This window comes from Chryseobacillus diguaensis (genome assembly GCF_049220665.1).
Taxonomy (GTDB): Bacteria; Bacillota; Bacilli; order Bacillales; family Bacillaceae; genus Metabacillus_B.
In genome coordinates, this window is the sequence record NZ_JBMKNV010000027.1 from 1 (window position 1) to 12,972 (window position 12,972).

Genomic DNA, 12,972 nt, shown 5'->3' on the forward strand with positions numbered 1-12,972 from the left:
TAAAATTCATAGTAAGGCTTCCTCCTTAAGACGTTGAGTTAGATTGGACTCTATACTCGTATCTTACTGAGGGGCTCTATTTTTTTCAAACCTGATATTTAAAGATCTACAGGAATGCTAAACTGCCCGTTACTTCAATAAGAAAAGGCTTTACTCCTGTTAAAGTAAAGCTGCGTGTTTTTTTTATGTCGAAATTGTTTATCAACCCCAAAAAATATTATAGAGCCCAAAAAATTAAGAGGATAACTCCGAAAGTGAAATTAAAAACTAGAAAAATAGGCAAAAAATAGTCTGAAAATAATAAACTGACCCAAAAGGGTCGTCATTCAACGACCTTTTGGGTCAGCATCTTTCTTATTCTTCATTTTCAGAGATTTCTTTGTCCTGTTGTTCCTCTTCCTGTCTTGGAGTCAGTACGGAAACAATAGCCTCTTCGTCTTCATGATTAATCGTAATATTGCTATATTTTTTTCTAATTTCACCTATTTTAATGGTTTGTTTTTCGTGAATGTCGGATATATCCACTTCAATTGTTTCAGGGATTTCGTTAGGTTTAGCTGTTATGCTTAATTCGTGAAGGGACTGTTGAATTCCTTCTTCAACACTTTGTGATGTCCCTATCAAGGCAACATGCACCTGGGCATGAATCTCCGTAGACAGATCGATGTATAAAAAATCCGCATGGAAAATTTCATAATTGATTGGATCATACTGATAATCTGCAAGGATTACATCCTGTAACTTTCCATTGATGTCCAAAGAAATAATTCCATTTCTTCCGACTTCTCTAATGGTTTTGAGTAAATCTGCATTCTTTACAACAATTGATTTGCTCTCTTTGTGCTTCCCATAGACGACGGATGGGATTTTCCCATGGTTTCTTAACTGATGTAAAGAGGAATTCCCTGATTCTTTACGTTCTTTTGCCACTAATGTGGTCATAAACTTCACCTTCAAATACTAGAATTTTAGGCATAAGTATAAAAATATGATCTAATATAGGTATGTCTAATATGTTTTCAAAACCACTATATTATAAAATATGCTTGCTATTTTGTCAAATATTTTGCTTGATTGGACGACTGGAGTATTTATGGTCAGAACAAAAGGGTTGCCAAAGCAAGCATACCATACAATAAAATTTTATTTCATTGAAAAATGTTGACAAACTATTAGCTGGTTTAGTGTAAGTGAAATACTCCACAATAAGGTTGTTGGATAAAAAGCAATTTTATCTTTTATAAAGCAACCACGGTGGATTTAAACTCAAAAACACCTTTATTTCATTATAAGGTGTTTTCGTTTATTATTGATTTTCTTTTAAATTCGAATAGTATACCTCAATTGGGCGTAACCAATTGTTTCTTGCGATACTGGAAGCAGTCTCTTTATCTTTACATTCAAAAGCTTGAAGCATAGCTTCATGTTCTTTAACTGAAGCAGATGTAAGAATAATTGACTTATGGAAAAAGAGTCTTCGTACATGAGCTTGAAGCATAGATATTGTGTTGCTAATATATGGATTGTGGGCTACATCAACAATAACTTTATGGAATTGTTCATCCAGCTTTAATGCGGAATAGTAATTACCTTCCCCCACAGCCTGGGCAAAATCAGTGTTAATACGCCGTAATGAATCAATAGTCTGTTGTTCAATAACAGGCGTTGCGAGTTCGGCTGCTAAAGCCTGTAACACTGCTAAAGGAGGTAGAATTTTGGAAATATCCTCCTTATTGACTACTGTGACCTGTGTAGATACCCCAGGATGCATTTCAACAAAACCCTGAACATTAAGTAATTGCAAAGCTTCTCTTATAGGGGTTCGACTTACTCCCAATGCTTGTGCTAGTTCAGCATCATTTAGCTTTTCTTCGGGTTGAAGAGTCCCATCTATTATCCATTCTTGTATTTGTTTAAATGCACGTTCTTTTGCTGATAACCGATTGGGCGTTGAGAAGTTTTTAGGTATTGGCATATTATTGTTCACCTTTACGTTTTAAATTCTTATTTATTGTAGTATATTCAATTGTTAGGAAAAATGCAATATATTGCATTTTTGGCTCCTGATTGTTATTATTGTTATATGCAATATATCGCATATACATATAAGGAGGTCGCTATGGAAAATTTATTTATGTATATCTTAATTACGGTGATGATGGTTATTTTACCAGGTGTAGATACTATTTTAGTAACGAAAAATACATTGTCTCATGGAACAAGAGCAGGTCAGTTTACTACGCTTGGCATAGCAGCAGGTCTTTCCATTTGGACAATAGTAGCAGTGCTTGGTTTAGCGGCGATTGTTGCCAAATCCATAGTATTATTTACTTTGATTAAATACATGGGGGCAGCTTACCTAATCTTCCTTGGGATTAAGTCTTTTAAGGCTAAAAGTGCTTTCCCGATTGAAATGGATAACTTAAATGATAATGTAGAATCGATGAAACCAACTGTCGGAAAATATAAGAAATGTTTTTTACAGGGTTTTTTAAGCGATGCACTTAATCCAAAAACGGTTGTTGTTTATATGACACTAATGCCCCAATTTATTAATACACACCAAAACGTTTTATTACAACTGGTTATGCTAGGAATTATTCTTATTCTTGAAGCAATTGTATGGTTTTTAATTGTAGTTCATATTTTGAAATACATTCGTATTTGGTTTAATAAAACAAAAGTTCAGAATGTTTTTAACAAAGCCACAGGAAGTATGTTAGTTTTACTTGCAGTTAAACTTGCCTTGGAGAAGCAATAGTATCAGAGGTTGGTTTAAATTTATTAGAGCAACCCTCTCGGTTGCTTTTTGTTTTATTGAACTAAACTGCTCTGTTAGTCCAATAAGGAGTTCAAACAACGCACCCAGTAGTTGAATATGGAATTCAACAAAAAAGGGGTTAATCCTTCCTGATCACCGTTTGTCGTTTTATGATTTCTTTATACTGTATAAATCTTCTTTATCCTGCTGAAACCAATATCTTTGTCCATAATAATAAAAGAAATGCTCAGAGCCATTAAACTCTGAGCATTTTTGTATCCATTCAAACTTTCAAAATAACTTTAAGCATAATATTGTCAAAGCGTTTTTTAAGCATAAGATTGCCATTATTGCAAAGTTATGCTTAAAGTTACACAATGTAATTTGAAATGGAACTGTTTCTATTTGTTCTTCAACTAACGTCTGCATTTGTTCTAGATGAAATGGCTAAGGCGATCCCGTTTTCTTATTGTGCTAATGGTCAGATTTATGGAAATGAATTATTATATATAGGGGTGCAAGGTTGTTAAAAACTACACTTTGGTTACTCGTTGGTATTGTATTAACCGTTATAAGCATTTATTTAATGTCAAAAATTAATCGGATAAAGGCAGGGAAAAATCAACGTAAAGTATCGATTTTTTTGTCAATATTGGAATTTATAGCTGATGTTGTCTCAGGAAACTTTACCAGCCTTGGTGGTCTAACCGTATTAATGTTTATAATCGGTTTCTTTATGACACTTGTAAATTTTTTAGTATTAATTAATGTTGTACATGTTACAGGTACAACCCAACGGTTTGGGCATTAAGACTAAATAATTGTTTTCAAAAAATAAACTGTTAAACATCGATATAATATGTTAGTGGTACTTAAGTTACATACGGGAGGCGGTAAGACTTTAGTGTGCTTACTTATGGCACAATCAACTCAAAATACTGGTGAACCAGTTCTCAATTTAGCTCCCACTAAACAACTGGTGCAGCAGAAACTTGAGAAAGCGGATAAACAAATGTGCCACTTATATTAATTGTCTGATTCCAATCACAAGTCCTCAATCATCTTATTTTGATATTTGTTTCATCTAAATTATATATTGTTAATATGATTATAAAAAATTAAAATGATCTTATATTAATCCCACCTGTTTTATAGAACTCTTGTAATATTTATGGAAAGGAATTTATTATGACTGATTTTATTAATAATTTTATTTTGTCAGTAAGTGATTTTTTCTCTTCAAAGGTTTTAGTTACTTTTCTTGTTATTTTAGGTCTATATTTTACTTTTAAAACTAAGTTTGTTCAATTAAGATACTTAAAAGAAATGATCGGCGTTTTATTTGAAAAAAGTGAATTGGCGGCAGATGGGAAAAGGAAAATTTCATCGTTTGGAGCATTTGCTATTGGGGCAGCCACAAGAATCGGTACCGGAAACGTAGCTGGTGTGGCCATCGCGGTTGCAGTGGGAGGACCCGGTTCAGTTTTCTGGATGTGGGCTATGTCCATCTTCGGTGCAGCTTCTGCATTCGTGGAAGCTACACTCGCTCAGATTTATAAAGTGAAAGATAAAGAAGGGTTTAAAGGCGGACCTGCATATTATATGGAAAAAGGGCTGAAATCCCGTTGGATGGGTATTCTTTTTGCAGTACTGATCATCATGTGCTTTGGTCTTGCTTTTGTTTCCGTGCAATCGAACACCATTGCCATTTCCGTTGAAAAATCATTCGGAGTTGACCGCTCTATCGTAGGACTGGCCCTGGTTGTCCTTACTGCACTCATTATTTTTGGAGGAGCAAGAAAAATAGCACGATTTTCTGAAATTATCGTTCCGGTTTTAGCAGTCTTTTACTTAGGATTAGCACTCTACATTACACTTATTCACATAACAGAGCTTCCTGGGATGTTGAAAATGATTGTCACAAGTGCGTTTGGAATGAATGAAGCTATTGGAGGAAGCCTTGGTGCTGCCATTAGTATCGGTATTAAAAGGGGTCTATTCGCAAACGAAGCCGGGATGGGTTCAGCTCCTAATGCTGCTGCCACTGCCTCTACCTCTCATCCTGCCAAACAGGGGCTAATGCAAGCGTTTGGAGTATTAACTGATACCCTGATCATCTGCACAGCTTCTGCATTTATTGTTTTATTCTCGGATGCATGGCATGACAGCAGCTTAACAGGAATAGAATTGGCACAGACTGCTATGGTACAAAACGTCGGGAACTGGGCAAATGCGTTCATGTCCATCACAATTTTCCTGTTTGCCTTCTCTTCAATAATCGGAAACTATTTTTATGGTCAAACAAATCTTGATTTTATTAAAGAAAATAAAATTCTTTCTTTTATCTACCGTATAGCTGTTCTTGCTATGGTTATGATTGGAGCTGTTGCAAGCCTCGATTTTGTATGGAATCTGGCTGACTTGTTCATGGCCTTCATGTCCCTGACTAATTTAGTCGCCATTACTCTCTTAGGCAAAGTTGCCTTTGATGCACTAAGAAACTATGAACAACAAAAACGCACAGGCAAGGATCCTGAATTCTTTTCTCAAGACATTGGGGTGGCCGATGCGGAGGAATGGAACAGACCGAATATTGAAGCTCTGAGAAAAAATGCCTGAAGAAGAAAAAGCCGGATTGTGTCCTGCACAATCCGGCTTTTTAAATTAAGTTATATAGTCGGGTTATTACAATCGCTTTGCGTGTCAAAATCAACTATTTACTGTTATGGCAAAAGATGAGTTTCGAGCGGGTAACCAAAGAGGACGGGCATCCTTATACATCATCCAAAATGCCAAGCGCCAGCCCTGCTGAAACTAAAATTTTAGATTGAAAAATGCGATAGAGCTGCAAAATCGCATATTGTTCCATTGTCTGCCCTTGAACTTACATAGGACGAATATACTTAGGGTGTTTGGATCTGTAATGAAAAACTAACTTATCATATTTATTTTCCTTTAAAATCTTTTCTAAATCGAAAGAACACTTATATCGAACGGTTAATTGATTGAAACGTTGAGCATAACGAGGAAAAGAATTTTCCTGTTATCCCGATGTAAAAAAAGAGCTCGGTATTCAGGTCTACTTCCCCAATCCCTATGCACCATGGCAGCGAGGGACCAATGAAAACAGCAAAAAAGAACATCTATTTACTATTCTTATTACTGTGTTTTCTTTACTGATCAAAGTGATAAAAATGGGGCTAAGAATAACTCCCCGTCAAGATAAACCGTTACATTCGAAGTTGTTGTTTTCGATTTAATTAAACCAGCTAATAGGACATCAATGTCTTTCCCTAAAATTTTAGTACCTCTATGTTATTACTGTTTTGGGCATGGTTTTCGAGCAATTATATAAAAATAAACAATATTGATGCACCGTTCGAATACATATATTAGTGTTGTTGTTTATTATAGTAAGCCTTAAATTTAAGTTAAGGCTGTTTTCACAGAGGTTGTTGCTATTCGTAAGAGCTGCAACCACGTTTATAGACTTGCCTCTTGGCATCTTTTCTTAAAATTTGTACAGACATAAAGAGTTAATAGCAAAAGCAAAAGTTTAAGAAAAGAACCTTAGTTAAATTGTTTATTAAATAAAGCATAAAATGTCCAAAAAAGACATTTTATGCTTTATTTTTTGTACAAAAAATTATATTTATCAATTCTCCCAAATATGAAGTTTGTGGCTAGTAAAGTTGTTTAATATAATACGTGTACAGTAGTTACTTTTGCTTTTGTTCCGGGTAGTAACCTTTAATTCTCATCCAGTTTTCGCGATTAAGCTTCTCACGGTCTACAACGTCCGGCTTTGAGAAGTCCAAATCTGCAGGATATTGCGGGCCTGAAGATGAAATGGATTTTACTGCTGTCTGCTGAGCAGGGCTGCTGTTTTCAACAGGCCAATACTTTGATTGCTCCACGGAATATGGCGAAAATTTAGGATGATCAGTAAAGGAGTTTACCATCGGGATCGATGCTGCCTCAAATTGTGTCATCGGCTTTAAGCCAAGAATCAGCTCCATTGTCCTAAGGACAGAAGGGGTATCATAGAACGTACTATCAACTTTACCTATTTGCGTGTATGGACTGATTGCCAATGCTACGCTTCTATGGGCGTCAACGTGATCTACTCCGCCCTGGGCATCGTCCTCCACAACAAAAATGGCTGTTTTTTCCCAATATTTCGAGTGACTTACTGTATCAACTAGCTTGCCCAATGCATAATCATTCTGTGCCACCATCTGTTCTGGACCCCACTTTGATCCACCGGTATGGTCATTTGGCAAATAAACGACTTCCATTTGTGGGAGGTTGCCTTTCTTTTCAAATTGTCTGAATTCCTTTTCCCATTCGTTGTAACGGGTTTCATCTGAAATGTCTAGATCCCAACTTGGATAATGAGGATCATAGTTACCACCGAAGTCAGTCGTACTGGAGTTATTTGGCTTATACTCTTTCGTTTTCTCATCATAGTTATACGCAAACTCCCCATAATTCCTGAAGCTTAACCCAGCTTTCATGGCGACATCCCATATATATCCTTCTTTTGACTTTGTGTAAGGGGCATCGTCTGGCGTGCTGCCCCCTCCGCCGCCGTCAAAATCATAGTCACGATCTCGGCCTGAATAGTTAGCAGGCCAGTTCTTTTGTACATAATCATTCGCTTTACCAGCAGTTGTCCAGTTATGGCCATCGGCACTGACCTCGGCATCGGCATAGAAATTGTCGAAGGTTACGAACTGGCTGGCAAGCTTATGATGGTTCGGGGTTACATCTTTTCCATACAGCGCCAGGCTTTGATCACCATTCCCTTTTCCTAAATCACCGAATACATGATCGTAAGTTTGGTTTTCTTTAATGACATAAATCACATGCTTAATCGGTGAAGCATTTTTTTCAGGAAAACGTGGAATCGGGAAGTCTTTTTGACCAGATAATTGTCCCCACCAGCTGTTGTCTTTAGACTTATTGACATGGTTGTTATCGTTTGTTTTCTCTGTATACTTCTTCAGCTGCTGTTGATCTGGCACATTGATGAATGACATCGTGCCTTTGATCATGTTTCCAAGCCACTCTTTCGATTTGCTGTTAGGACCAGCGCCAAGTCCTTTTGCATTAAGAACCATCAGCTGTTTATCGTCTTGACCCATGTATACACCTGTAGGATACCAACCTGTCGGGATAAGCCCCTTTACCTTAGCATCAGCATGATTTGCCTTCTTTTCAAGACCAATTACAGCAATGTCATTGTTCAGCGAATTTGCCACGTAAAGCGTTTGTCCGTCTTGGCTAACCGTTAAGGCATCTGGTTGGCTGCCTGTTGGTGCACCGCGATATGGAGAGAGGGATATGGTTTTCTCTACCTTAAGCTGCTTTGGATTGATTACCGAAATTTCGTCGCTATCTGAATTCGCTGCATAAATTGAGCCGTTTACAGGGTTTTCAACAATTGCATTCGGGTGCAGCCCTACACGAATGGTCTTTTTAATAGTCAAATCTTTTGCATCCAGTACGGAAACGCTGCTCTCACCCCAATTGCTGACGTACAGTGTTTTTCCATCACGGCTTACTACAGCGGCATAAGGACTTTTACCAACTTTAGAAGTTGCGGCAATTTTTTGGGTAGTGAGATCGATACGTGATACAGAATGATCTACGTTATTTGCTGCATAAAGGAATTTGCCGTCCGGTGAAATAGAGATTCCAGCGGGATAAAAATTAGTGTTGTTTTTATCCTTTAAGAGAATCGGTGCTTGCTCGGTAAGTTTGCCGTTATTAAAGTTGAACACCCTAATCTTGTTATTGCCGCCGGCTGAAGCATACAGTTTCTTGCCATCAGGACTGAAGGCTACTCCGAGATACAAGGCTTCAGGAGATTCATAAGAAATGGTCTGAGTAACAGTTTTCTTTTTTGTATCTACTACCTGCAGGGAATGAGTGCCGCTTCCAGCGTTTGCTGCCACAAGATATTTCTTATCCGGCGTCAGTGCTCCTCCCATAGGAAAGCTTCCCAAATTGACTTGTGTTCCAGCCGGCTTCAGGTACCAGCCGCCGGATGTTACCGATGTGCCGTCAACCTTAGGACCGGCGAATATCTTGTAAGCCGCTGCAGCAGTCACGCTTCCAGAAAAAAGCAAGGATACCAGCGCGGTCCCTATTATAATCTTTTTGCGCTTACTTTTTAATTTCAAGCAAATCTCCCTCTTTCAAGTATTTTGCAGTTCATAAAAATTATAGACTATCAATGTAAAGCTAATGTTTTAAGAGCTTGAAGAAAATATAAAATTAAAGAGAAGCCTTGAAATAGAGCAAAATATTTTAAATATAACAAATAGGATATTTAATCGGTGTAAATTAAACGAGGTTTTGTCATGGGAAAATTTCTCAAAAAGTAAACGTTCATTAATCATTCAACTCATTACTTTTCTTAACATGCATTATTTAGCTGACAAGATTTTTTAATTCTTTGCCGTAAGTCCGCCCTTTTGTTTAAAAAAGCATCTGCCTAAGGAAGCAGATGCTTTTTTTGCTAATTATCTCTGTTATTCTATTAAAAAGTTAATTCTTTTCTCTTCACGTTTGTAACAATACCTTTGCACTCAGGCTCTTCATCTTTTTCAAACTGTGCATAATAGAATACTTTTCACGTCCAAAAAAGTCATGAAGCTCTATATAGTGCATCGTATAGACGCACATGTTCTGGGATGGGAATAAAAGTTTCTTCCTTCACTCTTGCCATGTTTTCAGCAGGTTCGACTAGGTAAAGGATTTGAGATTGGCACGCTTAATAAAAAGCAATTAAAAAAGTACTTATAATTGTTTAAATAAAATATCTGTTAGTGCCACTCTGCAGCTTTAACATTCCATTACCTTCATCAGACTTTGGATACCCTAAAGATACTGTATTTTTTATTAGTTGCTCAAAAATCTCCGACTCAGTTAAAGGCCGGTTACGTTTTTTCTCATTTTTTTCTATGAGCAGAGCAAGGGCTCCTGATACATGGGGTGCAGCCATTGAAGTACCTGATAATTCAGCATATTGATTATTAGGATAAGTAGATAAAATTTATTCGCCCGGAGCTACTAAATCCACTAGTACTGTTGCTTTCAACAATGCCAAATGCCACTGCAGCATCAATTGATTTAAAGAACAGAGTATATACATATACCATGAAAGATGTTAAAGGAGGGAAATATGACGTCTATGTAATGGGGGTCAATGCAGTTAAGAAAAAAGCATCAGATAATAAATTTATGGGCTGGTGTTAACCCTGGCGATACACTGTAAAAGGGCAATTTTAAAATTTATCTGCGTAAAGCAGGCTCTAAAGTCCTTTCGTATACAGGATACCATTACAATAACTATACATATAACGCTTAAGAAGGATGATCTATTCGATCCTCTCTCCTTATAAAGGTCATCCTGATTTATTTGCTGTGGCGGAAACAGAATCTTCAACGCAAAAAAGGAACCGCAATTTGCGATTCCTAAGATTTTTATTTATTGGCTGCGTTTAGGACACTAAGCGATTGTTTAAGTGCAGATTTACACTGATTGGCGTCAGGGTTTCCTGAACGAACCGCTGCTAATACCACGTCAATAGTTCCATCAATTTTAGTCCATGTAGAGCCATCTATTCTCCTAAGCTTAGCTTCCGATGTATCCCATTGATGTTCCAAATCGTCAGCCCCTTTTTTCGCCGAAGTAAAGTTATTTGAGTTTACATCGTTTAGTAAATTATTTTCGATTTTAACAAAGTCTGTTAATTGTCCAGATAATGCAGCTTGTGAAGAACCGGTTTTCGATGCTGAATTATTGGCCGCATTTATAACACTAAGTGACTTGTCAAGTGCTGATTTGGTTTTACTCGCATCAGGGTTTGATGAACGAGCCGCTGCTAATACAACGTCAATGGTTCCATCAATTTTAGTCCATGTTGTACCGTCTATTCTCCTAAGCTTTGCTTCCGAGGTGTCCCATTGATTTTCCAAAACGTCAGCGTTTTTTTTAGCCGAAGCAAAGTTATTTGAGTTTACATCTTTTAGCATTTGATTTTCAATTTTAGCAAAACCTGTTAATTGTCCTCCTAAAGTTGCTTGTGGAGAAGTGGCTTGCGATTCTAAAAAATTACTGCGCCAAATATAACCGCCTATACAAACAACTAAGAAAATACAAAGTACCGCAATGGTTTGAGTAAAAACATTTTTCTTGCTTCCATTTGTTTGGTTTGTTTCTACTGTTTCACTTTTTGCCGTTATATCAATTTTAGAAACAGCAAGAAAAATGATTATTGCTAAAATAGCGATTAGGAAAATAACACTCGTCACTGTTGTTCCCAAACCTAACCCGCCATTAACTTTTGATTGAGATAGGTAATCACCTAATGATGCTCCGAGTGGGCGAGTAAGAATATACGCAATCCAAAACGCTAATACCCCATCAAGTTTCAAAAATTTCCATGCCATAAATACACAAGCTATTATAATAATGACTATTAATCCTGTGAGAAGATAACCAAGACCGAGTTGTTCGGAATATAAATCTCCGACAGCGGTTCCAAGTGCAAATGTGAAAAGTATGGTAAGCCAATAGAAAACTTCTCTTTTTCTTGTATAAATCGAGTGGATCGAAAGTGTTTTCTCACTGAGATACCAAAAAAGAAAAGTTAATCCTAGCAGCACGGAGAAAACTACTGTACTTAGCTCAAGAGGTACTCCCACTGCGTCTGTCAAATTATCGGTTACCAAGGTTCCAAATACACTGATCAGGACAACCGTTGTCCAATAAATACCTGGAATATATTTAGTTGCTCTGAATTGAAGATACAATAGGATAAAAAATGCTATTCCCATAATGATGGTAGTGAGTGTTAAGCCAAATCCAAGGTTGAAATTTAGGAAATCAGCAAATGTTTCCCCTACAGTTGTACACAATATTTTGATGATCCAGAAGAAAATAGTTACTTCTGGTACCTTGCTAAGTAAAATTTTTAGGTTGTTTTGGTTTGTTTGCATACATATTTCCTTTCTTTTCAGTGGTATCCTGCAACTTAATTTATTTTCCCTTACTAAATATGGATAGCCATCATAATCTTTGTTTAAACAAGCTATCGTTCCTTTTCCTAAAAGCTTCTCCTATTTTCATTATTTCTATAGCATAATAATTATAATGTTGTGTTCTTAAATAGATCTTATAAACCTATTAAAATTAGTTAAAATTTTTATCATAACCTTACTAGAATTGATAGTCATTCGAGGTCCAGTTGAGTCTTTCTGTGTTTCTACTAAAAGATAGTTTTAGTCAAATTAACTGGTGCGTTTCTCCAATAAGTGCAGATGCTTTCAATCCATTTAATATTAATAGCAGAACTCTCAGACGAAGTTTGCTTCAAATATTCAAGCACTTATCAAAGTGTGAATCCTCATATTTTTGAATAGCATCCTTAATCAATTTATATGGTTTTGACGGTAACCAGTCTTCTTCATTGAAATTCTTTAATGTTCTTTCGCCAAAAAGATCTCTGATGATTGGAGTTATATCTAATGATTTTGTTTTTAAAAGGGATTCCGTATTTGGCTCTCCCACTAAATCGTATATAGATTATATATTAATTAATTCTTAAATACCATTGAGGGTTTATTATTATTAAACCATAAATTGTCCCAACAACAAATAAAGCATAAATTGTCCTTTTAGACAATTTATGCTTAAATTTACACTTTTTTTATTGATGCCCGTACTCTGTATTTAACCTGAATGAAGTATATTCTTGCATAAAGTGTATTGAAGTATATCCTTGCATACCGTGCAAAGTTATTCTTCAAATTACACACAATGTAAGTTAAAGGATAAATTGTCCTTACAATTAACCATAAAATGTCCAAATATAAGCTTTTGACACAAAATATAAAGTGTTTAAGCACACAACATTAATCATTAATTGTCTATAATTGCTTAAATTAAGAATAAAATGTCCCTAAATATCATCTCAGCTATTTTTATACCACAATCTAAAAAGAAGGCTCTGATAAACAATGTTATTGATATTGAATAAAAAATAAATGCCTTCTATTTGGAAGGCATTTATTTCAGACTGTCGACAAACTCCTCGATTTTGAGGAGGATGTTGGCAGTTTTTTTGTATAATGAAAGAAGTAACTAGTGAGGTGATTGAAATGCTGTCTAAAAATAATCAAATGAATCGTGATCAAAT

At 36.2% G+C, this 12,972-nt stretch carries 8 protein-coding genes and 2 pseudogenes; 5 read left to right on the plus strand and 5 right to left on the minus strand.

Translation table 11 applies throughout. The annotated features are described in order from the left end of the window. Nucleotides 1-354: 354 nt before the first annotated feature. Together ACOT8F_RS20725 and ACOT8F_RS20730 are read right to left on the minus strand one after the other, a co-directional pair. Nucleotides 355-942, minus strand: a complete 588-nt coding sequence (locus tag ACOT8F_RS20725; RefSeq protein ID WP_421653809.1) for a 50S ribosomal protein L25 — start codon at nt 940-942, stop codon at nt 355-357. Between the two features lie 364 nt (nt 943-1,306). Continuing rightward, entirely contained in the window at nt 1,307-1,975 is a 669-nt protein-coding gene (locus ACOT8F_RS20730; RefSeq protein WP_421653810.1) for a GntR family transcriptional regulator, read from the minus strand. A gap of 144 nt (nt 1,976-2,119) precedes the next feature. On the opposite strand from ACOT8F_RS20730, the gene ACOT8F_RS20735 reads away from it, so the two are divergent. The 5 genes and pseudogenes from ACOT8F_RS20735 to ACOT8F_RS20755 form a co-directional block, all read left to right on the plus strand. Then, nucleotides 2,120-2,761, plus strand: a complete 642-nt coding sequence (locus ACOT8F_RS20735; protein WP_421653811.1) for a LysE family translocator — start codon at nt 2,120-2,122, stop codon at nt 2,759-2,761. Between the two features lie 523 nt (nt 2,762-3,284). Then, complete coding sequence (locus ACOT8F_RS20740; RefSeq protein ID WP_421653812.1) at nt 3,285-3,572, plus strand: hypothetical protein; 288 nt, start codon at nt 3,285-3,287, stop codon at nt 3,570-3,572. A gap of 48 nt (nt 3,573-3,620) precedes the next feature. After that, a complete protein-coding gene (locus ACOT8F_RS20745) occupies nt 3,621-3,791 on the plus strand; it encodes a DEAD/DEAH box helicase (RefSeq protein WP_421653813.1) in 171 nt (56 codons plus the stop codon). 158 nt (nt 3,792-3,949) lie between these two features. Beyond that, complete coding sequence (locus ACOT8F_RS20750) at nt 3,950-5,380, plus strand: alanine/glycine:cation symporter family protein (protein WP_421653814.1); 1,431 nt, start codon at nt 3,950-3,952, stop codon at nt 5,378-5,380. Between the two features lie 404 nt (nt 5,381-5,784). Then, nucleotides 5,785-5,892, plus strand: a pseudogene (locus tag ACOT8F_RS20755) (IS30 family transposase); the annotation flags it as partial. Nucleotides 5,893-6,480: 588 nt separating this feature from the next. On the opposite strand, the gene ACOT8F_RS20760 reads toward ACOT8F_RS20755, so the two are convergent. The 3 genes and pseudogenes from ACOT8F_RS20760 to ACOT8F_RS20770 form a co-directional block, all read right to left on the minus strand. Beyond that, complete coding sequence (locus ACOT8F_RS20760; RefSeq protein ID WP_421653815.1) at nt 6,481-8,949, minus strand: beta-propeller fold lactonase family protein; 2,469 nt, start codon at nt 8,947-8,949, stop codon at nt 6,481-6,483. Between the two features lie 629 nt (nt 8,950-9,578). After that, nucleotides 9,579-9,851, minus strand: a pseudogene (locus ACOT8F_RS20765) (S8 family peptidase); the annotation flags it as partial. A gap of 404 nt (nt 9,852-10,255) precedes the next feature. Then, nucleotides 10,256-11,773, minus strand: a complete 1,518-nt coding sequence (locus ACOT8F_RS20770) for a COG4705 family protein (protein ID WP_421653816.1) — start codon at nt 11,771-11,773, stop codon at nt 10,256-10,258. Between the last annotated feature and the right edge of the window lie 1,199 nt (nt 11,774-12,972).

Bases quoted from the DNA above. Each gene is read 5' to 3' on its own strand.
- ACOT8F_RS20725 (WP_421653809.1), bottom strand. From the start codon at position 942: ATGACCACATTAGTGGCAAAAGAACGTAAAGAATCAGGGAATTCCTCT.
- ACOT8F_RS20730 (WP_421653810.1), bottom strand. From the start codon at position 1,975: ATGCCAATACCTAAAAACTTCTCAACGCCCAATCGGTTATCAGCAAAA.
- ACOT8F_RS20735 (WP_421653811.1), top strand. From the start codon at position 2,120: ATGGAAAATTTATTTATGTATATCTTAATTACGGTGATGATGGTTATT.
- ACOT8F_RS20745 (WP_421653813.1), top strand. From the start codon at position 3,621: ATGTTAGTGGTACTTAAGTTACATACGGGAGGCGGTAAGACTTTAGTG.
- ACOT8F_RS20750 (WP_421653814.1), top strand. From the start codon at position 3,950: ATGACTGATTTTATTAATAATTTTATTTTGTCAGTAAGTGATTTTTTC.
- ACOT8F_RS20770 (WP_421653816.1), bottom strand. From the start codon at position 11,773: ATGCAAACAAACCAAAACAACCTAAAAATTTTACTTAGCAAGGTACCA.